General features: G+C 66.5%; 18 protein-coding genes. 14 read left to right on the top strand and 4 right to left on the bottom strand.

The window, feature by feature from the left end:
* Nucleotides 1-77 precede the first annotated feature (77 nt).
* Complete coding sequence (locus F1D05_RS00965; RefSeq protein WP_185445370.1) at nucleotides 78-842, top strand: FadR/GntR family transcriptional regulator; 765 nt, start codon at nucleotides 78-80, stop codon at nucleotides 840-842.
* Here F1D05_RS00965 and F1D05_RS00960 read toward each other — a convergent pair.
* Both F1D05_RS00960 and F1D05_RS00955 read right to left on the bottom strand, forming a co-directional pair.
* Nucleotides 763-1419, bottom strand: a complete 657-nt coding sequence (locus F1D05_RS00960; RefSeq protein WP_185445368.1) for a class I SAM-dependent methyltransferase — start codon at nucleotides 1417-1419, stop codon at nucleotides 763-765. The genes F1D05_RS00965 and F1D05_RS00960 overlap by 80 nt on opposite strands.
* Nucleotides 1420-1432: 13 nt before the next feature.
* Nucleotides 1433-1891 (bottom strand): DUF6069 family protein, encoded by a 459-nt coding sequence (locus F1D05_RS00955; RefSeq protein WP_281389003.1) that lies wholly within the window; start codon nucleotides 1889-1891, stop codon nucleotides 1433-1435.
* A gap of 167 nt (nucleotides 1892-2058) precedes the next feature.
* Between F1D05_RS00955 and F1D05_RS00950 the strand changes: the two genes are divergently transcribed.
* The 13 genes from F1D05_RS00950 to F1D05_RS00890 all read left to right on the top strand — a co-directional run bounded on the left by F1D05_RS00950 (nucleotide 2059) and on the right by F1D05_RS00890 (nucleotide 17533).
* Complete coding sequence (locus F1D05_RS00950; protein ID WP_185445364.1) at nucleotides 2059-3207, top strand: sensor histidine kinase; 1149 nt, start codon at nucleotides 2059-2061, stop codon at nucleotides 3205-3207.
* Nucleotides 3204-3863, top strand: a complete 660-nt coding sequence (locus tag F1D05_RS00945; RefSeq protein ID WP_185445362.1) for a response regulator — start codon at nucleotides 3204-3206, stop codon at nucleotides 3861-3863. Before F1D05_RS00950 ends, F1D05_RS00945 begins: the two co-directional genes overlap by 4 nt.
* Before the next feature lie 181 nt (nucleotides 3864-4044).
* A complete protein-coding gene (locus tag F1D05_RS00940) occupies nucleotides 4045-4710 on the top strand; it encodes a response regulator (RefSeq protein WP_185445360.1) in 666 nt (221 codons plus the stop codon).
* Nucleotides 4711-4752: 42 nt separating this feature from the next.
* Entirely contained in the window at nucleotides 4753-5175 is a 423-nt protein-coding gene (locus F1D05_RS00935) for a hypothetical protein (protein ID WP_185445358.1), read from the top strand.
* Nucleotides 5172-5861: a hypothetical protein gene (locus F1D05_RS00930; protein ID WP_185445357.1), complete on the top strand. Its 690-nt coding sequence runs from the start codon at nucleotides 5172-5174 to the stop codon at nucleotides 5859-5861. The genes F1D05_RS00935 and F1D05_RS00930 overlap by 4 nt, the downstream gene beginning before the upstream one ends.
* A 749-nt stretch (nucleotides 5862-6610) precedes the next feature.
* Nucleotides 6611-8068: a hypothetical protein gene (locus tag F1D05_RS00925; RefSeq protein ID WP_185445355.1), complete on the top strand. Its 1458-nt coding sequence runs from the start codon at nucleotides 6611-6613 to the stop codon at nucleotides 8066-8068.
* 24 nt (nucleotides 8069-8092) lie between these two features.
* Nucleotides 8093-10099, top strand: a complete 2007-nt coding sequence (locus F1D05_RS00920) for a hypothetical protein (protein WP_185445353.1) — start codon at nucleotides 8093-8095, stop codon at nucleotides 10097-10099.
* 123 nt (nucleotides 10100-10222) lie between these two features.
* Nucleotides 10223-12232 carry a hypothetical protein gene (locus F1D05_RS00915; RefSeq protein WP_185445351.1) on the top strand — a complete coding sequence of 670 codons (2010 nt, stop codon included), beginning with the start codon at nucleotides 10223-10225 and terminating at the stop codon, nucleotides 12230-12232.
* Nucleotides 12233-12275: 43 nt separating this feature from the next.
* Nucleotides 12276-13871 (top strand): hypothetical protein, encoded by a 1596-nt coding sequence (locus F1D05_RS00910; protein ID WP_185445349.1) that lies wholly within the window; start codon nucleotides 12276-12278, stop codon nucleotides 13869-13871.
* A gap of 4 nt (nucleotides 13872-13875) precedes the next feature.
* Complete coding sequence (locus tag F1D05_RS00905; protein WP_185445348.1) at nucleotides 13876-14091, top strand: hypothetical protein; 216 nt, start codon at nucleotides 13876-13878, stop codon at nucleotides 14089-14091.
* A gap of 219 nt (nucleotides 14092-14310) precedes the next feature.
* Nucleotides 14311-15654 (top strand): extracellular solute-binding protein, encoded by a 1344-nt coding sequence (locus F1D05_RS00900; RefSeq protein ID WP_185445346.1) that lies wholly within the window; start codon nucleotides 14311-14313, stop codon nucleotides 15652-15654.
* A gap of 209 nt (nucleotides 15655-15863) precedes the next feature.
* A complete protein-coding gene (locus F1D05_RS00895; RefSeq protein WP_185445344.1) occupies nucleotides 15864-16688 on the top strand; it encodes a carbohydrate ABC transporter permease in 825 nt (274 codons plus the stop codon).
* Nucleotides 16685-17533, top strand: a complete 849-nt coding sequence (locus F1D05_RS00890; protein WP_185445342.1) for a carbohydrate ABC transporter permease — start codon at nucleotides 16685-16687, stop codon at nucleotides 17531-17533. Before F1D05_RS00895 ends, F1D05_RS00890 begins: the two co-directional genes overlap by 4 nt.
* Before the next feature lie 81 nt (nucleotides 17534-17614).
* Here the strand turns inward: F1D05_RS00890 and F1D05_RS00885 are convergent, their stop codons facing one another.
* Together F1D05_RS00885 and F1D05_RS00880 are read right to left on the bottom strand one after the other, a co-directional pair.
* Entirely contained in the window at nucleotides 17615-18904 is a 1290-nt protein-coding gene (locus tag F1D05_RS00885) for a trehalase family glycosidase (protein WP_206686023.1), read from the bottom strand.
* Nucleotides 18885-22295, bottom strand: coding sequence for a family 78 glycoside hydrolase catalytic domain (locus tag F1D05_RS00880; protein WP_185445338.1), 3411 nt, complete (start codon nucleotides 22293-22295; stop codon nucleotides 18885-18887). The genes F1D05_RS00885 and F1D05_RS00880 overlap by 20 nt, the downstream gene beginning before the upstream one ends.
* Between the last annotated feature and the right edge of the window lie 80 nt (nucleotides 22296-22375).

Here is a 22375-nt window from a genome sequence, read left to right as displayed (position 1 = left end):
ACCACAGCATAACCTGTGGTCCGACCACACAGCTACACTCCACCCATGAGAAGTGCGGCCGGGTCGGGTGGGGCGTTGTGAAGAACTACGAGTTGGTGCTGAGCCGGGTCGAGGCCGATCTGGCGGCGGGGCGGTTGCGGCTCGGGGAGCGGCTGCCGGGAGAGCGATCTCTGGCCGAGCAACTCGGGATCAGCCGGCCGTCCGTGCGCGAGGCCGTGCGGGTGCTGGAGGCGATGGGTGTGGTCCGTACGGCGACCGGGTCCGGGCCCGAGGCGGGAGCGGTGATCGTCGCCGAGCCGGCCTCGCCGTTGACCGCGCTGCTGCGGTTGCATCTGGCAACCAACCATCTGCCGATGGGTGACATCGTGCAGACCCGCGTCCTGCTCGAATCGTGGGCCGCCCGCGAAGCGGCCGGACGCCAAGCAGCCGGACGGAGAGAGGCGGGCGCCGACAGCGAGGTGCAGGCAGGTGCGGACGACAGTTGGGCGGGGGGCGAGGTCGATGGGGTTCGGCTGGGGGTAGCCGAGGAGTTGCTGGATCGGATGGATGCCGCGGGGCTGTCGCCGGAGGAGTTCCATCTGCTGGATGCGGAGTTCCATGTGGCGATGGCGGCGCTGGCCGGGAACGTGTTGATCGCGGCGGTGATGTCGTCGTTGCGGACGGCCATTCACGGGTACGTGCTGGCGGCGGTGCCTAATCTGCCGGACTGGGATGCGACGGCGAGAGGTCTGCGGGCCGAGCATCGTGCGATTGTCGCGGCGATCAGGTCAGGTCAGGCCGACGAGGCGTCGAAGCTGGTCGTGGACCACATCGAAGGTTTCTACCGCGCAGCGCGGCTCTGACAGCCGTGCCCGCGATGAATGGAATGCGAAGCGGGCCCGGCCTGACGTAGCGGTGGAGATCGACCGAGGCGAAGCCGGCTAGCTGGATCGCACTGGCGATGTCTCGGGCGGGATTGCAGCCCTTGTCGAATCTTCGGGTGACCGGTGCGGCGACCCGTTGCAGCCGGTATAGCCAGCTGCCCTGCGGCGCCGCAACGTGCTCGAAGAAGACGAATTGCCCGCCGGGTCGCAGTACTCGCCGTACTTCGGCAAGTACTGCGACGAGGTCGGTCACCGAGCACAGCACCACCGTCGACAGCACCGCATCGACGCTTGCCTCGGGCAATGGAATGTTCTCGGCCGGAGCCGCCAGGACTTTCGCGCTCTTCAGTCGCCCGAAGCCCGCCGTCCTGACCAACGCCCGGCGAGTACTCGCGTGCGGCTCCAGCCCGATCCACTCGACGTCCGCGGCCAGTCTGCTGAAGTTGGCACCTCGTCCGGCGCCGAGTTCGAGAACTGTTCCGCGCAGGCCACCGATGAGTTCTGCTTTCGCCACCTCGTAGTCGCCCCAGGGCGCTTCGGTCGCTCGCATCGTCATCCGCTGCACTCCTTCAGACACAGCGTTCCGTGACGCCGAGCGTGGTGCGGCGTAGGCCCAGGATGACCGCGACGCCGACGACGAGGTGCAGCGAGGCCAGCCCGAGCTTGGCGCCCACTCCGATGCCGCTGGAGAGCGGACTGCCGAGCGAGGTAACACAGGCGATCATCGCCACCACCGTCCAGACCTTACGGGCGTTCAACGTACGGCGTTCAAGTATCGCCAGCAATCCCCAACCAGCAAAGGCCATCGCTGTCGCGGCGACGAACACCGAGACCCCGTTGATCCGCATGACCGTACCCTGCCTCGCCTGCAGTTCGATCCCCGCAACCTGCGACAGCACAGCCCACCATGCGACCGCCGCCACGACCGTGATGCCCACTACGACCAGCCGGCTACGGCCCTCCACCCGACGAGGGCGGTCACTTCCGCTTTGCGTAGCTTCACTCTGACTGTTCTCTCTGATGCTCATCTCGTTGCCTCTCTGCTGACGACCATCTGTTCTGATGCCGCCAACCATCCGGGAGAGCGCCCGCCGCTGACATCGGCCGGGCGGCTGCGCCACTACCACCCAAGGTCGTCGCGGCTTCGACTTTGGTCGGTGGCGGCGATGCTCCCCCGCGGCCTACTGTCGGCGGCATGGAGGAGAGCTGCGTGGTCGCGAGGCCGAGCCGAAGGGCCAACATCATCGCGGTGAGCGCGATCGGCCTGCTCACCGCGACAACCCTCGTGGGCCGTCAGTCGAGTTCCGAGTCGACCGGCTGGCTGATCTTCGACATCGTGGTCGGTGTGGTTGCCTGCGGGTCGATTCTGTTCCTCGGCCGCCGGCCGATCCAGGCGTCCTTGGCGCTTGCGGCGCTGGCAATGCTCTCCCCCGCGGCGACCCCGTCCTCTACGGTCGGCACTTTGACGGTCGCGCAGCGGCGCCCCCTCCGGATCGCCGCGCTGATAGCACTCGCGGGAACGCTCGGCCATCTGGTCCAAGGAATCTGGCGGCCGATCCACGGCCTGAATCTGGGCTGGTATCTCGTCCTCGACATCGCCGTCCACGCGGCCCTGCTCGGCTGGGGCCAATGGACGCAGGCTCGGCGGGCGCTGCTCCATTCGCTGCGAGAACGCGCTCTCCGGGCCGAGAACGAGCAAGGTCGCCGGGTGGCCGAAGCGCGCACGCTCGAGCGGACGAAGATGGCCCGCGAGATGCACGACGTACTCGCGCACCGGTTGTCCTTGCTCGCGACGTACGCCGGCGCGCTGGAATACCGCCCTGATTCTTCACCGGAGAAGTTGGCGCAGGCGGCCGGCGTGATCCGCGCGGGGGTCCATCAGGCGCTCGACGAGCTGCGCGAGGTGATCAGCGTGCTGCGGGACAGCGAGATCGAGGAGCTACCAGGCGGGCGACCGCAACCGACCTTCGGCGATCTCACCTGGCTGGTCGACGAGTCCCGCGACGCGGGCACCGAGATCCGGTACGACGAAGCCGTCACCGCGCCGGAATCGTTGCCCCCAGCAACCGGACGTACGGCGTACCGGGTGGTGCAGGAGGGGCTCACCAATGCGCGGAAGCATGCGGCCGGGCGGCCGGTGACGTTGGTGGTGAAAGGGCAGCCGGGTGGGACGTTGCAGATCGAGCTGACCAATCCGCGGGGGAACGGAGTACCGCTGACGCCTGGTAGTGGTACCGGGCTGGTCGGGCTCACCGAGCGGGTGCAGTTGGCGGGCGGCACGCTGGATCACGGCGAGGCCGATGGCGGGTTCCGGCTGCACGCCTCGCTACCGTGGCCCGCATGAGCAACTCGGAGACCATCAGGGTGCTGGTCGTGGACGACGACGCGTTGGTCCGGGCGAGTCTCGAGATGATGCTCGACGGTGCGAATGGGATCTCCGTGGTGGGTCAGGCGGCCGACGGGGACGAGGTACCGGCGGCGATCGACAAGCACTTTCCTGATCTGGTGTTGATGGATCTGCGGATGCCGCGGGTCGACGGGATCGTCGCGACGCGGCGGCTGCGGGCTCGGAAGAATCCGCCGGAGGTGGTCGTGCTGACCACCTTCGACACCGACGAGAACGTGTTGCACGCGTTGCGGGCCGGAGCGAGCGGGTTCTTGCTGAAGGACACTCCCCCGGCGCAGATCGTCGAGGCCGTACGCCGGGTGGCGGCCGGCGATCCGATCCTGTCACCGGCGATCACGCGGCGGTTGATGGATCGGGCGGCGACGGAGGCGGACTCGCACACGAAGGCGCGGGCGGCGCTGGAGCGGCTGAGTCCGCGCGAGTACGACGTGATGCTGGCCGTTGCCCAGGGCAAGGCGAACGCGGAGATCGCGGCCGAGCTGTTCATGAGCGTGGCGACGGTGAAGGCGCACATCTCCCACATCCTCACCAAGCTGGATCTGGGGAACCGCACCCAGATCGCTCTGCTGGCGCACGATGCCGGGCTGGCTTAGCTCGCAGTCGGAGTGCGGGTCAGGGAAGGCGAGGGGGTGCGGACCGCGCGGACTGTGCGGGAATGGTGGGTGCGCTGGGGTGGGTGCGCTGGACTGGCGTGAGCTGGGGTGGGTCGGCTGGGTGGGTGGGCTGGGTGACTGGCGTGGGCTGGGTGGCCGGGGGGTGGCCTAGGTTAGGGGGATGATTCGGGTGTTGCTGGCTGATGATCAGGCGTTGGTGCGGGCCGGGTTCCGGTCGTTACTCAATGCTGAGGACGACATCACGGTGATCGGCGAGGTCGCTGACGGTGCCGCGGCGGTCGAGGTGGCGCGGGCGGAGAAGCCTGATGTGGTGTTGATGGATATCCGGATGCCGGGCACCGACGGGCTGGAGGCGACGCGGCAGATCGGGGCCGATGAAGCGCTCTCCGAGGTTCACGTGGTGATCCTGACGACGTTCGATCTGGACGAGTACGTGTTCGAGGCACTCAGGGTCGGGGCGAGTGGGTTCCTGGTGAAGGACACTGAGCCGGTTGAGCTGCTTCAGGCCGTGCGGGTGGTCGCGCGGGGGGATGCGCTGCTGTCGCCTGGGGTGACCAAGCGGCTGGTCGCGGAGTTCGCGACGCGGAGTCGGCAGCCGCACGCGAGCAAGGAACTCGACGTACTGACCGAGCGCGAGCGCGAGATCGTCGCGCTGGTCGGCGAAGGTCTCTCGAACGACGAGATCGCCGCCCGCCTCGTCCTCAGCCCAGCCACCGCCAAGACCCACGTCAGCCGCGCGATGGTGAAGCTCGGCGTCCGCGACCGCGCCCAACTCGTCGTCGTCGCCTACCAAACCGGCCTCGTCCGCCCCGGCTGGCTCGGCTGACCAAACGCCTCTTCTCCAGAGCGACGGGCGGCCGAGGCCGACGTGGAGACGCTCCATCGAGACCGCGCGGAGCACCGCGCGATCAAGATGATGCTCGGCCTGGCCCGGCGCCTCTGCCCCGACCCCAGGGACTTCGTGGCCGAAGCGAAACGCCAGCACAACACGCTCGCGCTGCTCGACGGCACAACCGTCGACAAACGGATCGTGCTCCTCGGATCCGATCCGGGCAAAGTCAGGTATCGAAGACCAAAGAAGGACGATCCGGTCCAGGCAGGGCAGCCGGAACGTGCCCGAACACAGGTCCCTGACCCGGCAGAGCTCCTCGCGACACAGCGGCCGGACGACGAAGCCCTGGACGTAGCGATCGCGGACGGCATGAGCCCCGGCGGGTTTTCGTCATCCGGGGTAAGGCGGTACTGGCGAAGTCCGCGGCCCGATCGGCCGAATACCGCACCGACCCTGTGAAGAAGGCACCCGAGCTGTTCATCGTGAGGGAGGACGCCTCCACGAAGCCGCACCCGAAATACGCACGCACCTCGGCCGACCTCGTCACACACCAGGACTTCACGAGCTACTACCCGAACCTGCTGCGCAACATGAGAGCGTTCTACAACCCCGAGCTGGGAGAGGACCGCTACGCAACGACCTTCTTCGACAAAGAGCGCCTCGGACGCGATCTCAAACAGCCCGGACTCGACCGGTCGGGCAAGGAGCGCCTGACCACCCTGCGCAACGGGACGAAACTCATCCTGAACGCCGCGTCCGGCGCGGGCGACGCATCACACAAGAACCCGATCCGCATGAACAACCAGATCATCTCGATGCGCATCATCGGTCAGCTCCTCAGCTGGCGAATCGGCCAGGCACAGACGCTCGCCGGTGCCCGAATCATCTCCACCAACACCGACGGCCTCTACTCGGTGCTCGACCGCGAGACCAACGACCAGGTGCTCGCCGAGCAGGCCGCATTGATCGGCGTCGACATCGAGCCAGAACCGATGTTCCTGATCAGCAAGGACTCGAACAACCGGCTGGAACTCACCGCCCCACAGGAAGGGAGAACACTGGCCGACAGCCAGATCATCAGTGCCTCCGGAGGGACCCTGGCCTGCCACGAGGGCCCACGTCGAAACCCGGGGATCTCCGCGTAGCTGACACCGTCCTAGTGGCTCATAGCTGGCGATCCTGGGCCTGATCCGGAACGGATCGCGACGCAACCAGCCACCTCAACCGCGCTGAAGGGCCTGGTCCGCGCCGAGCAGGTTCGCGCGGCTGGTTCGCGCGGCTGGTTCGGGAGTCGCCGCGGCTCCACGCTCATCTTGCCCACCGTCGGTCACCACGCTCTGGCGCCGATTTCCAGCAGTTCGAAGACTGAGGTTCCCACATCTTTACCACGTGGTAAGCCACGTGGTAAGAATTTGGAGCTGCGAATCTTCCTCGCTTCGGCGGGGTGATCCCTCCTGGAGGACATCTGAGACTCTCTCGACGGCGGCTACCGGGCTACCCGGCCATCCGGCGCCGCATGACGTGACAGCCGCATCAAACTGCCCGCGCGGCTGGACCGGCCGCGCCACCATCAGCATCCACTGCCAAAACGTCGATCCCAACATCCGCATAGCCGTCCACATCCGAGCAACCTGATGCGTGCCCAGTTTGTAGCCAAGGGCAACGATCAAGTCAGGTGAAAGTGGTCTCAGTCGACCACTCAGCGAGGGCAACCTCACCTGCGCCACAGGTGAGTTTCGCCATGCCCGCACCTGCCTTCACCGGCCGGTGGCCGCATCCGGTCAGTAGGCCTGTCCGGTCTTGAATCCCTTGAAAGCAACGAGGAATGTGGCCGTCGTTCCTGCCGGCTGGCTCGCGTCAGAGCAAGCCGACTCGCCATGGAAGGAGCCGGAACATGCGCACCATTCGCGCCCTCGTCATCACCGGTATCGCGCTGGTCCTGGTGATCACAAACACAGCAGCCGGCCAGGCAGACACAGTGGACGGTGGCATCACGGTCTCTCACCTCAACAACGGCGGCCCGGCCTACGACTACACGCCGACGGTGATCCAGCAAGGCTCGGTCCAGCGGATCTGGTGGTGCGGTCAGGCTGCGAACCCCAGCAATCCCAGCCAGAACACCGACGCGATTCTGTACGCCACCTACGACACCGCCACCGGCGCCCAGAGCACTCCGGTCGCAGTACTGGGTCCGACGGCCGGCGCCTGGGACCACGTCTTCACCTGCAATCCGGGTGTGGTTGGAGGCACCTTCAGCAACCCGCTGGGCGACGGGATCACCTATCACCTCGCGATGTACTACGTCGGCACCGCCGAGCCGGACGGCAGCGCCAACTCCATCGGTGTCGCGTTCTCCAACGACGGCGTCACCTGGAAGAAGGACCCCTCGCCGGTCGTCACCGCAGCGAATCCCACCCCAGGCGCGTACGGCGTAGCCCAGCCCACGCCGTACAACGGTGACGGCCAAGCCGGCATCCACTTGATGTTCTGGGACACCACCGCACATCACTACTACCGGGTGACATCCTCGGACGGCAGACACTTCGGCGCACGCCAGCAGATCAGCGAGAACGGTTGGCCATACCCCAGCAATGGCACATTCGGCTACGACTCGCAGACGAACTCGTGGTACGTGGCCATGGAGATCGGCTTCAGGCCCGCGTCCACGACCGGCGGCATCGCTGAGCGCGAGGCGTTTTCGTACACGCTCTACCGCATCCCCGCGGCCGGCTTCACCAGTGGCGGCGCATGGACCGAACTCACCACCATTGACACCGACCGCTCCGGCTACGAACTGAACTTCATCCCATCGATGGTTCGCGACAGCTACGGCAACGTCAATATCGGCAGCTATCCGAACATCACCTTGTACTACGCAGCGAGCAACCCCCGTCCCGCAGCCGACGCCTCACCCGCCGCAGCGGGTGCCAGCGCCGATCCCAACCAGTGGGACCTGAAAACGATCACCTGGCGACCGGGGCGCCCGGAGCTCCCACTGACTCGCTACTTCAGCGCGTCCCTCAACTCACACATCGTCAGTACTGGCTGGGTCGACACGACCAGATACCGATCCGAGGCCAGGCTCGCCTCGTTGTACGAAGCCCCACGCTCACAGGCGAATCGCGCCTTGTACGCCTGCAAGGCAGGCTCGGCTGACTACTTCCTCTCCCCCGACGCGACCTGCGAGGGACAACGCCAACTCGGCTTGACCGGTTACGCCGCTGCCACCCCGTCAGCAGGTATCACCGTGCCGCTCTACCGATGCCGGACCATGGTCGACCACTTCGTCAGCACTTCGGCCAGCTGCGAAGGCGCCGTCCAGGAGTCTCTACTCGGCTACGGCATCAGCTGATTCTTTTCCGACGGAGGAAACCCCATGACACATCATGAACGGCCAACGGTCACTGCCGTCGGCGGCGGTGTAGGTCGCAGGTCTGTCCTGCTCGGGTCGGCCGCCGCGGCAGGCGGCCTGGCTCTCGGCAGCACCGGCATTGCCGCTGCCACGCCCCTTTCGGCCGGCAGCAACCCCTACGCCGCAAGGCCACGCATTACCGGGCCGGTCTCCCTCGATGCGCGGAAGAAGACACTCATCGGCATTGGCTACGAAACCTGGTTCATGCCGAAGGTGGCAACGTGGAACACCGCCGAGGCGATTCCGGTGCTCGGCCGCTACCGTTCCGACGATGTCAAGGTGATCCGCCAGCACGCCGAGTGGATCTCGGGTGCGGGTTTCGACTTCATCCTGATCGACTGGTCGAACAACCTCAGCGACAACAACTGGACCAATGGCGTGGCCCGGCAGATCATCGATGCCACCGACGCCGTGTTCGCGCAGTACGTTCGGCTGCCTCGTCACCCCAAGATCGCTCTTCTGATCGGAACCGACTCCGGCGGGGCGGTCGACACCGAGCACTTCCGGGAGCAGCTCAGGGAGATCAGGGCGAAGTACCTCGGCAACCCGCAGTACCGAGCGCTCCTTCAAGAGTTCCGGGGCAAGCCGCTGCTGTCGGTGTACCGCGGTCCGAACGGCGCACCACCGCCGACGTGGGACGACTCCGACTTCACCCTCCGGTACATGACCGCACTGCACGAGGTGGTGGGTGACCCTGGCGGCCAGTGGAGTTGGATCGACCGCGCGCCGATGATCAGCGGCACGTCGACCGCGGTGTCACAGTTCGGGTCGGGAGTCGTCACCGGAGGACAGCCCAAGAACGGCGGAGCCACGCCGCCGTTGAAGACGGGCGAGACAGTGGGCCAGTCCTTCACCTTCTCAGGCAGCTCGCTGACCAAACTCAGCGTCCTGCTGGCCACCTACGGCTCGGCAACCAGCGGGATCACGATGACGCTGTACTCCGGGACGCCGGACGGCGCCCTCGAGAAGATCGCCGGCAGGACCTTCACCGACTTCGCGGACAACTCCTGGCAAGACCTGGTGATCGAGGGTGCACCGGCGGGCCAGTACTACCTCGAGCTCTCCGACCCTGCCGGTACGCCGGCCTGGTGGTTCGACAGTGGCGACAGCCTTCCCGACGTGGGCGGATCGCAGTACCTCAACCGCGTCAAGCAGTCGGCCGGCCGACTGATGACCTTCACCTTCTACGGGACCGCCGACGGCCCGGGCGGACTCAACGGCTGGCAGGTCGGCCCTGGCTGGACGTTGTCACCGAACTCGCAGTCCGGGCTCAAGGCGCCCGAGGGCGCCTACCCGACGACGCGGGGAGCGACGAAACCCGGTGTGCTCAGCAGTCCGCCTTTCGAGGTCAGTGGCACCTTCATCCATTTCTTTGCCGCAGGCATCGACCAGCCCGACAACAGCGGCCGGTCCAACTACTTCCTGTTGAAGGACGCCACCACCGGGCAGGTCCTGCGCCGCGAGCACACCCCGAACACCGCCGACTACTTCGTGCCGATCAGCTGGGACGTCCGCGAACTACTCGGCCGGAAGGTGGTCTTCACCGCGGACAACCGCAACGCGACCGGAACCGGCTGGATGGCGGTCTGCAACATCTCCCAGCAGGTGGCCGAGTTCTCCGTCGCCGCGATGGCAATGGCCTCGGCGGAGACCACGCCGGGACTCGCCGACTGGTCCACCTACTCGGCCAAACCGAGGATGTCGGGAGCCACGCTGGTCTGGTATCTGCAGGACATCTTCGCGTTCCAGCCCGAGGTCATGCTGATCCAGCAGTGGAACGAGTTCGTGCACAACGACCAGTACGACGTTGCGAGAAGCAACGACATCGAGCCGACCAGGATGTCGGGCAGGGACGGACCCGACTCCGACGGATGGGGCACCTACTACCTCGACCTGGTCGGCGAGCTCATCAAGCAGTACCGAGGCGGCGCCCGGATCCCGGCCGTCCGCCTCGACACCCGCTACCCCTAGTCCACGGCTGATCCTCGACCGGTTGTCGTTCACGCGATGCCGCACGGAAGGAAGTCGCAAGTGCCAGTGTCAGATCAGTCAGGTGCACCTGACCAGCCGAACGAACGCGAGCTGCAGCGAGGCTTGACCCGTCGTACAACGTTGAAATCGCTCGCGATGCTGGGCATGGCGGCAGGTGCTGCCCCCGCTGCTTGGCCCGCTCACGCCGTCGCCGCTGACGCCGAGCTCGACGTACGGACCCTGCAGCCGTCCGACCTGTCCTTCTCGACCACTGCTCTCAGCGTCCCGTATTCGATCATCTCGCCGAACTTCGTCCGGCTCGACGACTCCTTCGCCGACGGCCGCTCCCCGCAGTCCGAGCTGCTGCGGCCGACGGCCGAACGTGCGGCCGGGGTGAGCGTCGGCGACGGAGCATTCAGAGCCAACGGCCGCGAGCCCTACTTCACCCTGGTGAAGTCGTCCACGGGACAGGAGGCGCCGTACTGCGCGGTCATCGTCGACGTCGAGTCCCTGGCCGAGGAGGCACTGCATCACAACACCGTCCTGACCGGCCTCGTCCGCGACGAACGCAACTATCTCCTCGGCTGGTACAACCACGCCAGCCGGACGACGGGCATCGATGTGTGCGTGGACGGCGAGGTCCACACGCTCGGGCAGGTGACCGCGGAGCTCACCACCCCGTTCCGACTTGCCCTGACCGCGACAGGTCCGGGCGCGAACGTCTTCGTGCGCGACGAGGAGAACGCCCGGGGATGGCGGGTGCTCACCGGCTCCGATCAGGTCGGGACGCTCCTGGACCTGCGCGGACTCGGCCGCTGGATCGCCAATGCCGCATTCGACACGGCGCCCGTCGTCCCCGCTGACGGAACGCAGGGGCAGCTGTTCACCGTCGACGAGCCGTTCACCAAGGTCGGCTCCATGTTCGGCACGTGGCAGGCGACCGACTGCGCGTTCACGCTGACTCTTCGCCGAGAGGGGCCGGCGGGCGCCGAGGTCACCCGATCGCGGCTGACCGACGTCCCCGACAATTCGTGGCAATATCTCGACCTCGCGGAGCCGTTGCCGGCCGGCACCTATTACCTCGAAGTCTCCAACCCGTCGAGCAAGCTGTCCTGGTGGGGCAACAGCGACGACGTGATCGCCTGGGGACAGGCCTACGAGAACGGCCGACCGGTGACCGGCGACCGCACGATCCGGGTGATGTTTCCGCCGGCGGGATCGGCCGAGCAGATGCTCGCCGCGTACCGGAACGGGTTCGGGGTGCGAGCCGATGCCGGGACGATCGTCCTCAGCCGTGTCCAGGCGGGCTACTACGGCCAGGCAGGCATTCGCGACCCCGTCATTGTCTCGCTTCCGGACGGCAGGCCTTACATCCGCGGTCACCAGCTTTACTTCACGCTGACCAACCACGGTCTCGCCGGGGGCATACCAGCTGCGCACATGGGCGTGTTCCGGATGGATCTTCGCGACTACACGCGTGTGGAGGAGATCGGCAAGATCTACCAACAGCGCCGCGACGGCGCAGTACTCGGTGACCATGCCGGACAGGTGATCTACGATCCTGCGATCCGGCGTTTCCGGGTGCTTGCGGTGACTTTCGGCGACGCCGACGTCTACGGCGACTTCGCGACCGAGTACACCACGAGCGGAGCCGACGTACTGCATGGCGTGCACCTCCTCCGGTCCAAGATTGTGGCCCAGGGCATCGATCCGTACGCCGTACGCGTGGACGGCCGATGGCGGCTGGCGCTGAGCCTGTCCGGACGCACCTACTCGTACGCCTTCGGCGACGACGACTTCCGCGAGCCAATGGTTGCCGGTGTCAACGACAACGCCGGCATCTACTACGAGGGCACGAAGATGGCGAAGATCGGCCCCCACTGGTACATCTTGTCGAGCAGCGGTTCCGACTATCGCGTCTACGACCTCGCCGCCGGCCTGGTCGGCACGCTGGACGCTCCACACCCCTCCGGATGGATCCCCCACCCGATGGTCCTGCCTGTTCCCGTCGGCCCGAACACCAGATTCATCCAGCTGAGCATGGACGGCGACGGCGATCCCGTCTCCGGCGCGTTCGGACATCTACGGGTCCACGAGGCCGACCACCTGGTCCGCGGCCACGAATTCCGCTGAACCAGGCCGGCGAATCACACCACCTTCACGAAGGAGAACAAGTATGAGCAACCAGTCTGACGCACCGAAGCCGTCGAGCGGCGTAGGCCGCCGGTCCTTCCTCGCTGCTACCGCAGCCACCGCCGGAGGCGCCGCACTCACCACCACCGGACTCCAGCCGGCCGCCGCCGCCCCCGCACCCAGCTTCATCGGCCCCCAAGACCTCGGCCGACCCGCACGCTCCCGCAACCGCGCCGCGCCGCGCCGCCAGACCCGCATCGGCATCGGGTACGAGACCTGGTTCGACGCCGTCGGCTGGGGCCGTCCTGAAGCCGTCCCGATCCTGGGCACCTACAGTTCCCAAGACCGAGACGTCATCCGGCAGCACGCCGAATGGATCACTTACACCGGCATCGACCACATCCTGATCGACTGGTCCAACAACCTCGGCGGCAACTGGACCAGCGGCACGGCGGAGAAGATCATGGCCGGCACCGACACCCTGCTCGAGGTGTACGCCGCCATGCCGCAAGACGCCAGGCCCGACGTCACCCTCCTCCTCGGACTGGACGACGGGAAGGCCGGGACTCCCAACTTCGCAACGCAGATCGAGCGGATCAAGACGAAGTACCTGGCGAACCCGGCGTACCGAAAGATGTTCCTGCTGCACGACGGCAAACCGCTCGTGTCCGTCTACACCGGCGCTCGTACCACCAACCCGCCGACCTGGAGCGACCCGGCCCTGACCGTGCGCTGGATGGGCGCCTTCCGTGAGATCGTCCTCAATCCCGGTGGCCAATGGAGCTGGATCGACCGCGTCGCATACGCCAACGGGGTCGAGACCCCGATCGCCGACTTCGCCACCGACGGCCTCGAGGGTTGGGTGGCGACCGGCGAATGGGCGGTGTCGAAAATCAAGACCCACCAGGCTCTCCGAGTCGACATCGAGGTCACCGCCGCAACCAGCAAGCCGGCCGACGGCGGCGAGCAGCGGGTCGGCACACTGACGAGTCCCCCGTTCACGATCACCCAACGCACTATCGCGTTCAACGCGATCGGCTTCGACATGGACTCCGGTGCGGACCTGCCGAACCTGAACGGCCGCAATGTCTATCTGCTGCGGGACGCGGCAACCAACGAGATCCTGCGTCACACGACGCCGCCCGGCGACGAGGACAGGTTCTATGTCCGGCAATGGAACGTTGCGGACCTCGTCGGCCGCAAGGTCGTCTTCCAGGCCGTGAACAACTCGACCTCGGGTGGGCTGACCGGCTGGATGGGTTTCAGCAACCCGGTCCAGCAGCGGCCCGAGCAGATGACCACCGTCGTCGCCAACGCCGGAAACCAGGCGCCGGGCGCCTATCTGAACTGGGACGCGCACAACCGCAACAGCGGCGCCTACCTGGTCGAGATGATGACGGCCGCCTACGAATATGAGCCTGAAATCCTGATGGTCCAGCAATGGAACGAGTTCGGCCGCCCCGACCAATACAGCGTTGCCGGGAGCAACGATATTGAACCGACCAAGGTGACCCGACTTGCCGGGGCCAAGTCGGACGGCTGGGGCTTCTACTACCTGAAGCTGGTCCGCGACCTCGTCGACCAGTACCGCGCCGGAAAACCGTTCCCGGCAGTCACTCTGGATACCCGCTATCCCTGACACCATGCCGCGCTTCTCAACCGCTCTGGCCGATCCGCGCATCGCAGCCAGTCTTGCCCGGCTACAACATGAGGACTACGACGTCGCGCCCGTTCTGCTGGACGGCGCGACCGGCACCTGGGCGCACTACGGGCTGGGCGGCCGCGCCGTCGGTCCAATCGGCTTGGCCTTCGAGAACTCGGAGGAGATGGCGCGTTCGCGAGTCGTGTTCGGGCGATAAAAGACCAGTTTCAGGAATACCTATAAATGGGACGACCGCGACCGTCGCGGTCGCTGCGTCGCGCCCTTTTCCTTGGTTTATAAGAAAGGGAAGAATTCGCGCACCCAATTGCCGACATTCACCTCTTGACAGCAGTTTGGCCTTCCCCGCATGCTGCTTGAAAGCTTTCAAATGGCCACCGCTCCATGGCGGGTGGCCATCAACCGAAGGACACGTCAGATGCCCATTCACCAGTCAGCACGACGCGGTCACCGGCTCATCGCCGCGCTCGTGCTTCTCCCCGCCTTCCTGGCAGCCGTTGCCTGCGGCCCCGACAACAGCGGCGGCGGGGGTGTGAGCGCCGCCGATGATCCCGTCGACGGCAGCACGATCTCCTTCGGCATGGTCAACGGCCTGGTTCCCGCATTCCAGAAGTACGTCGACGCCTACCAGAAGCAGTTCCCCGACCGGAAGGTCACCATCCAGTCACTGCCCGACGGCGGACCGGACTTCATCCAGCAACTGTCGACCCAGGCGCTGAGTCGCAAGCTGCCGGACCTGGTCTTCAACGTCGACAACGCGGCGAACCGGCTTGCCGCGGCCAACGTCACGTCCGACCTGGCTTCCTGGCTGGAGGAAGGCAAGGCTGGGTTGAAGGGCAGCAACTTCCTGCCGCAGTTCCTCGGCCAGTACCGGCCTCTCGATCACCCTGAGCAGATCACCGGCCTGCCGGTCAGCGCCGACGCGGTAGTGCTGTTCTACAACAAGAAGCTGCTCGCGCAGTACGGCGAACCGATACCATCCCCCTCTTGGACCTGGAGCGATCTGTACCGCGTCGCCAACAACGTCCAGACCAAGTCCGGGGGCAAGACGATCGGCCTTGCCGCGCCGTTGGGCGCTGGGACGCACCCGGAGATCTACAACCCGGTGATCCAGGCCCACGGCGGATACGTGTACGACCCGAAGACCAACAAGTCGGGAATCGGGCAGCCGGCTGCAGTCGGCGCGTGGACGGAACTGCTAAACGCCTACGGCCACACCTCGCCGGCGTACTCCGCCAACGACTCGGCCCAGGCCAAGTTCGAGAACGGCAACGTCGCAATGGCGTTCAGCGTCCATGCCACCGTACCCACCGTCAAGTCGACGCTGAAGGACGACTGGGACGTGCAGACGATGCCCACGGTGGACGGCAAGCCGACCGCCGGCGGAGGTTCGTACGGCTTGTCGATCGGTAAGACCAGCGAGCACAAGAACGCGGCCTGGGCATTCCTCAGCTGGTTCTACGACAGGAACGGAGGCATGAAGCTGGCACAGGCGACCGGCCAGGTGGTTCCGCCCACCGCCGACGGCCTGGACAGCGGTAGCTGGCGAGATGCCACACCGCCTCCGGCCAACGACCAGGCTTTCGTCTCTGCGGCGAAGACCGCAGTGCTGGCAGTGCAGCTGCCAGGTAAGGCGCAAGGAGAGCTGGACGCCAGCGTGCTGACCGCGATCCAGCAGGTCGTGCTGCAGCATCGCTCGGTGGCCGACGCATTCGGTGACGCTGAAAAGAAGGTCAATCAGGCGCTGCAGGCAGCCAAGTAGCCCGGCTTCGCGGTCCCCGCGTTCGTCAGGACGGAGGCGGAGACCGCGACGGCGCTTTCGAGGAGGAAGTCGTGACAACAGTGAGCCCACCGAGGCCACGCGGTACCCCGAGCGCTCCCACGGCTCAGAGCCCACGGCCCACTTCGCCCGGAGCCCGCCGACGCAGGCGCCGGGACCACTGGACCGCGGTCGCGTTCATCACCCCCAGCATGATCGCGTTCACGCTGTTCGTCCTGGTCCCGGCACTGGCCGGACTCGGACTCAGCTTCTTTGCCTGGGATCTGTTCACGCCGCCGGCGTGGGTAGGGCTGGCGAACTTCCAGCGTCTGTTCGACGATCCCGAGGTCTGGACCTCGCTCAAGATCACCGCCGAGTTCGTCCTGTTCGGCGTCGCGCCGACCGTCGTCGTCGGCTTCGTCCTCGCCGTGCTGATCAACAGCCGGCTGCGCGGGGTCGGGGCACTCCGGATCCTGTACTTCGCGCCCATGCTCGCATCATCGGCTGTTGCGGCGGTGCTGTGGTCGTACATGTACGACCCGCGCTCGGGTGTCGCGAACTGGCTCTTCAGCCTGTTCGGGGCCGACGGCAAGGACTGGCTCACCGACACAACCTGGGCCCTGCCGGCACTGGTGCTGATGCTGATCTGGCTGGCACTGCCGCTCGTCATCATCCTCTACCTGGCGGGACTGCAGCGCATCCCGGACGACATCTACGCCGCTGCCTCCCTCGACGGCGCCACAGTCTGGCGCCAGCTGTGGAGCATGACGTGGCCCAATGTTGTCCCCACCACGGTCCTGGTGACGGTTCTCCAGACCATCAACTTTGTCAGCGGATCCTTTGAGACCTCGCTGATCATGACCAAAGGAGGACCGTTGGGCCACACCCAGACGCTAGCCCTCTACGCCTACCTGACGGCGTTCGAGTCCAGCGACATCGGGTACGCCAGCGCGCTGTCGTTGCTCCAGCTCACCATCATCGCCGCGCTGATCGTCATCATCCGAACAGTCCAGAGACTGCGCAGGACACCATCATGAGCACACAACTGACTGCTGGCGGCCGGCGCCGGCTGAACTCGGCCGGGCGATACGCGGCCATCGCAGCACTCGGGCTGGTCATGGCGGCGCCACTGATCTACCTCGTCTCGGCGTCGCTGATGTCGGCCGCCGACGTCCGCGCTTATCCGCCGCATCTGGTACCGCCCAATGTCGTCTGGCACAACTACGTCGAGGCGTACCACTTCCTGTCCGCACGGGTAATCGTCAATTCCTTTGTCTTCAGCATCGGCATCGTGGCTGTTCAACTCGCCGTCTCGCTGCCTGCCGGATTCGCGCTCGCGAAGATTCCGTTCCGCTGGACGGCCGCCGTGCTGGGTGTGCTGGTCGTCCCCATGTTCGTTCCGGGCAACATGACCCTGATCCCGCTGTTCATCGTGACCCATCAACTGGGGCTGGTCGGGACGTACGCCGGGATGATCCTGCCGATCGCCGGGCAGACAGCCTTCGCGACGCTGCTCTTCCGGCAGTCCTTCACCAGCCTGCCCGCGGGGCTGATCGAGGCGGCCCGGATGGACGGTGCCAGTTGGCTTCGCGTGCTGGCCTCGATCGCCGTCCCACTGGCCAAACCGGCCTTGGCGGCGTACTGCTCGATCAGCTTCCTGACCGCCTGGAACACCTACATCTGGCCGCAGGTCGTCGCCCCCGATCCGGCCCACCAGGTGATGACCGTGGCGTTGGCTCCGCTCGCCTCAGGAAAGTACTCACTGGTGTCGCCGAGCGTCGGACTGGCGGCTGCCGTGATCAGCCTGGCACCAGTACTGGCCATCTTTCTCCTGTTCCAGAAGTGGTACATCAAGGGAATCGTCGGCACCGGCGTGGACTGACCCCGCGCAACAGCCCGGAACTGGAAGCCGGCAACGGCTCCCAGCTCCGGGCTCTTGGGTTGACGGCCCGACTGCACCTGGTCAGTCGGACCACGGAGGCGCGAACTCCGGGACCTGGTCATCGATCGGCTGATCGAAGAAGAGCTGCCTGCCGATCAGCACCACCGAGGCGCTGGTCCAGCCGTGGAGCGGCAGGGTGCCATAGCGGGCATTCGGTAGCTCGATACCGCCGTCGATCACGTTGTACTTCTCGTACAGCTCGCCCGTGTGCCGGAAGTTCCGGACCACCATCTCCAGATAGCGCATCGCGATCCGCCGCATCGGCTCGACGTGGCCGTAGCGCTCCAGCCCCCATGTGGCGATGATCTGCAGCGGCGGCCAGCCGGCCGGATACATCCATTGCAAACCTTCATTGCCTAGTGCGGCACCGAAGGGCGACTCGGCAGCCGTGTCGGTGGTCACCAATCCGAACGGCTGGAGGAGCCGCGGCAGAAAGTCCACGCAACTGCGGGCCTGCTCCGCCGTGGCGACGCCTGCCCACAGCGGCCAGTACCCAGTTGGAGACGCCTGCCGGACGTGCCGCTCAGCGACGTAGTCATAGTCGTAGAAAAATCCGGCCTCGGAATTCCAGCACAGCTCACGAATACGCTCTGCGCGCTGGGCCGCCTCAGCCCTCCACTGGGACGAATGGCCGCGAAGACCAAGGTTGGCCGCCATGCCCGCCAGCACCTGGGCGTAGCGCACCAGAGAGCAGTTGGTCATCACTGGCACCGTGTTGCTGACATTTCCCTCGAACAGACTGGTGAAGTCGAGTCCGGTCTCGGCCTCGGCAGCAAGTCGCGGATCCAGGTTCGGATCCCCAAGATCGCGGTTCGTGGCCAGGCCGGCCGGCGTCCGATGATGGTCGGCGAGCCAGTAGCCCCGGTACTCCTCGACCAACCTCGGATAGGCACGTTCCAGCAGGTCACCATCAGCACTCGCGGCTAGATACCGGGCGATGCTGTCGGGAAACAGCGGAACCTGCGATCTGGTCGCCAGCGGGACCTGATTGCCGTTGGGCATGTACCCGAACCGGTCGATCATCGCCAGGTAGTTCTCGATCGCGTCTTTCACCAGGTCGAGGCGACGATGCGCCAGCAGCGCCAGATTCGAGAAGTACGCGTCCCAGCTGAACATCGTCCGGTACCACGGCGGAGAAGTCGGCGCACCACCAGCGACGTAGGGGCGCGGCATCGGTATCGACTGACAACAGTCCCGCAGGATCGCGTCATCTCCCGGTACGACGTCGTCATCCCACTGGGCGCGGATGGTGTCGTCGAGCGACAACCACTCGTCGGCGGTCACCGGCTCTTCACCACGTGCGCGGTGCACTCGTCCACCCCACTCTGCCGACCCGGAACAAGGTATCGGCGGCCTTGACCGCCCCGATCTCGTACTTCGGCCCGCGGGCCCAGTCGTGCACGTCTTTCCAGACGAGGCCGACCGCGATCTCGGTGATCTCCTTCGCGCCGGGCCACCCAGCCACGTCGACGGCCACCCGGTTCCAGCTCACCGGCAGCGCCCGGGTCGTCCCGGTCCGGCGTTCCCCAGGCGCGGTGGTGATCCGGAGTACCGGTATCACCGTGCGGCCCGGCAGATAGGGCCCACAGAGGTCGAACTCGGCGTGCACAACCGTCGCTGGGCCGAGATCGACCGGGTCCGCGAACGGCAACCTCAGCCAGCGGGTTTCGCCGGCTCGCAACTGCGGGAGCCGAGCCTCGATTACGGGCGACGGGATCGGTCCGTGGTACACCGGCGTACAGACGTAGGTCTTCTCCAAAACCTCCACGGTCATCGAGTCGTCCGCTGTCCAGCGTGGATCACAGACTCCGTTCGACAACCACGTGCCGCTCACACCGGCGCGAACCGTACGCCGTGCGACAGGTCGGCCGTCCGCGTCGATCAAGGCGAGTTCGGCACTGTCGCCGACCGTCACGTCAGGTCCGGCGGTGACGAGCAGCTGGCCGTCAGCCTGCGACACCTTCCAGCCCGACTTGATCGTCGCCGCTGTCCTCTCGGCTGCCATCACCGGCACGCGGCACGATCCACCCGGTGGGACGTCCGGTGCGGCGCCTATGGCGGCAGTTCGCTCCGCTCGCTCCACTCCTGAAGCAACCAGGAGGTACCGACCGCTTTCGAGTTCCGTCCCGCCGGCAGTCAGCTTCGCCCGCGGATGATCGCGGGCCGGACGTCCGTCTACCAGCAGATCTTCGGCTTCCACGCCTGGCAGACTCACCACAGCCACGGCGCCGACAGGAACGACCAGTTCGGCAGTCAGCTCCGTGCCGTCGAGCTGCCAGACGACTTCGATCCGGCCCCGGCCAGTCTCCAACTGCGCCCGACAGTGGCCCACCGGCCCGAGCAGCCGTGGCGCAATCGCGAACCGTCGATACCCGGCGGTCAGCGGTGCGATGCCGGCCACGGTCCTCCAGGCCCAGGCTGCGAACGGCGCGGCCAGGCCGACATGATCGAGCGAGGCGACGCCGACGTTTCCGTCGTCGATCCACCACGTTTCCCAGAATGTTCCGGGGCCGTCCACCAGCATCGAGCCGATCCCAGGCTGGGTCGGCTGATGGAGGGCATCCAGGAGCGAGATCCCACCGTCCGCGGCGCTCATCGCCCGTACTACGGATTGGGTACCCGCAAAGCCACTCGAGAGCCGATTGTCTCGGTGGTGCATGTCTACCGCGATCGCTTCTGTGAGCTGCCGCTGTTCCGACCCGTTCGCCATGCCGCTGATCAGCGCAACCGCGCCGGAGGCCTGACTGCCGTTCCCCCACTTTCCCGTCACCGGGTCGCGGAACTGTGATCGGCTTGTGCCCACCAGGTCATCAGCCTGCCGGTCACGGTCCGCCGCGTGCGCTTCGTTACCCACCGCACGTTCGAGCTCGGCGAGCGCTCGGAGTGAGCGAATGACCGCCGCCGTCTGCAGCAGTATGGGCGGTGTCTGCTCCGGCGCCAGCCAGTCCGCGCCGTAGCTGATGTCCGCGTGCCGCACAACGCCGCCTTCGACTGTCCCCAGCTGCCATTCGACCCACCGGCGCATCGCAGGCAAGGTCAGCTCGATCAGACTGGGATCCCCCACACTTCGCCAATGCTGCAAGGGAATCTCGGTCATCGCCGATCCCCACACCGGATCGGCGGGCTGAACCAGGGCCTCCCCCTGGAGGTGTGGCGTGACGCCCAGGATGCCGCCGTCGGCGCGCTGGTCAGCCATCACATCGGTCAGCCAGTGCCGATACACGCCGGCCATGTCCAGGTGACAGAAGGCCGCCTCGGCGGATACCGACGCGTCCCCTGTCCAACCACCCTGCTCACGGGTCGGGCAGTCCTCCGGATGCGAGTGCGTGTTGTTGCGCTGGGTCCGCGCCGCCATCTCCACCATCCGGTCCAGAAGCGCATCGTCGCTCTGGAAACAACCCGTCGAAGCAAGGTCCGAATGGAGCACCCGGGCCACCACTTCGGCACGCGCTCCGGCGGGCAGCCCGCGGACCTCGACGTACCGGAAGCCATGCACAGCGAACCACGCCTCGATCACCTCGTGATCACCCCTACAGATCCAGCGCACTAGTTGGCGCTCGCGATCCGCATCGTCCGGTAGCCGGATGTTCAGGGTGTCGACCTGGCCTGCCGCATCCAGCTTCTCGCCGTGGACGATCTCCACTTCAGTTCCGGGCTCGACGCCGTGGAGGACGACTCGGCTCCTTGCCGCGACGTTCCGACCCACGTCATACACCGCGCCCGACGACTCCGCGACGCGGGTCGCGACGATTTCCTCGACCACGCAGACGGGCGGCCCGGCGTCGGGAGTCACGGTCTCCGGACCTTCTGCCGGCCGCGCCGTCGGCCAGCCGGAGCTATCCGCACCTGGACTGGCCCAGTCTCGGCCGCGGCGGGCGTCATGTGCTTCCAGATAAAAGGGTTCGTCCGTGGTGACGGGGCTGTCGGCGTACCGCCAGTCCGGCCCTGTGCCGATACGTCGTACGCTGCCGTCCGCGAACTCCACGACGAGCTCGGCGAGCACTCGGGCCGCCTGCAGCGCCAACCGGTAGTGGCCGATCCCTACCGCGACCGCGACCACGTGTTCCGCCGGGCTCTCGAGCAGCGAGCTGACGTCGTAGCTGCGCACCGTCGCCCGGGACAGCGCAGTGCGGGACGGGTCACAGGCGTCGGCATTGACCGGCGTACCGTCAATCGCGGCCCGAAACTGCCCGTGCCCGGCTAGATGCAGGGTGGCCCTGGCGACAGCCTGATCGGTGCGAAAGCTGCGGCGGACTGCCTTGGTCGGCAAGACCGCCACCCAGCTTGCTGTCCAATCGGTCAGCTCGAGCGGTCCCAGCACCAGTTCGGCCGGCTCGCTCCAGCACGACGCCGTACCGTGCTCGTCCCATGTCTGCACTGCCCAGCGAAGTCTGCTGTGCGCGACAATCGGCCGGCTCGGCCACCTGACGTGAGCGTTTTCAGCCGACTCGACCCGGCCCGTGTCGAGCAGGAGTGCTTCCGCCGCCGTCTCCGCGATCTCCCGAGGGTCACCATCACCTGCGGCCGCGATCACCCGGTAAGCGATCTGGCGCTGGCCCTGCCGGACCAGCGGCACGACCCACGACAGCCGCGGGTGGGACGAATGCGCGGTCGACAGCGCACGACCGGCCGAGGGTTGACGCGCGTCATGATCCTCGACACGCAGCCACTGCGGCGCCGGGCTCTCAGCTGTTGTCTGCACTCGATTGCTCCATCGGACGGGCGTGTGGGCGGCCGGGCGTGCTCAACGAACAGTCATGAATCGTTTCATTTCTATCAATC

It is taken from the genome of Kribbella qitaiheensis, assembly GCF_014217565.1.
GTDB classification, from domain to species: domain Bacteria; phylum Actinomycetota; class Actinomycetes; order Propionibacteriales; family Kribbellaceae; genus Kribbella; species Kribbella qitaiheensis_A.
This window is presented reverse-complemented; position numbering and strand designations above follow the sequence as displayed.

Bases quoted from the DNA above. Each gene is read 5' to 3' on its own strand.
- F1D05_RS00960 (WP_185445368.1), bottom strand. From the start codon at position 1,419: ATGACGATGCGAGCGACCGAAGCGCCCTGGGGCGACTACGAGGTGGCG.
- F1D05_RS00955 (WP_281389003.1), bottom strand. From the start codon at position 1,891: ATGAGCATCAGAGAGAACAGTCAGAGTGAAGCTACGCAAAGCGGAAGT.
- F1D05_RS00950 (WP_185445364.1), top strand. From the start codon at position 2,059: ATGGAGGAGAGCTGCGTGGTCGCGAGGCCGAGCCGAAGGGCCAACATC.
- F1D05_RS00945 (WP_185445362.1), top strand. From the start codon at position 3,204: ATGAGCAACTCGGAGACCATCAGGGTGCTGGTCGTGGACGACGACGCG.
- F1D05_RS00940 (WP_185445360.1), top strand. From the start codon at position 4,045: ATGATTCGGGTGTTGCTGGCTGATGATCAGGCGTTGGTGCGGGCCGGG.
- F1D05_RS00925 (WP_185445355.1), top strand. From the start codon at position 6,611: ATGCGCACCATTCGCGCCCTCGTCATCACCGGTATCGCGCTGGTCCTG.
- F1D05_RS00920 (WP_185445353.1), top strand. From the start codon at position 8,093: ATGACACATCATGAACGGCCAACGGTCACTGCCGTCGGCGGCGGTGTA.
- F1D05_RS00910 (WP_185445349.1), top strand. From the start codon at position 12,276: ATGAGCAACCAGTCTGACGCACCGAAGCCGTCGAGCGGCGTAGGCCGC.
- F1D05_RS00905 (WP_185445348.1), top strand. From the start codon at position 13,876: ATGCCGCGCTTCTCAACCGCTCTGGCCGATCCGCGCATCGCAGCCAGT.
- F1D05_RS00900 (WP_185445346.1), top strand. From the start codon at position 14,311: ATGCCCATTCACCAGTCAGCACGACGCGGTCACCGGCTCATCGCCGCG.
- F1D05_RS00895 (WP_185445344.1), top strand. From the start codon at position 15,864: ATGATCGCGTTCACGCTGTTCGTCCTGGTCCCGGCACTGGCCGGACTC.
- F1D05_RS00890 (WP_185445342.1), top strand. From the start codon at position 16,685: ATGAGCACACAACTGACTGCTGGCGGCCGGCGCCGGCTGAACTCGGCC.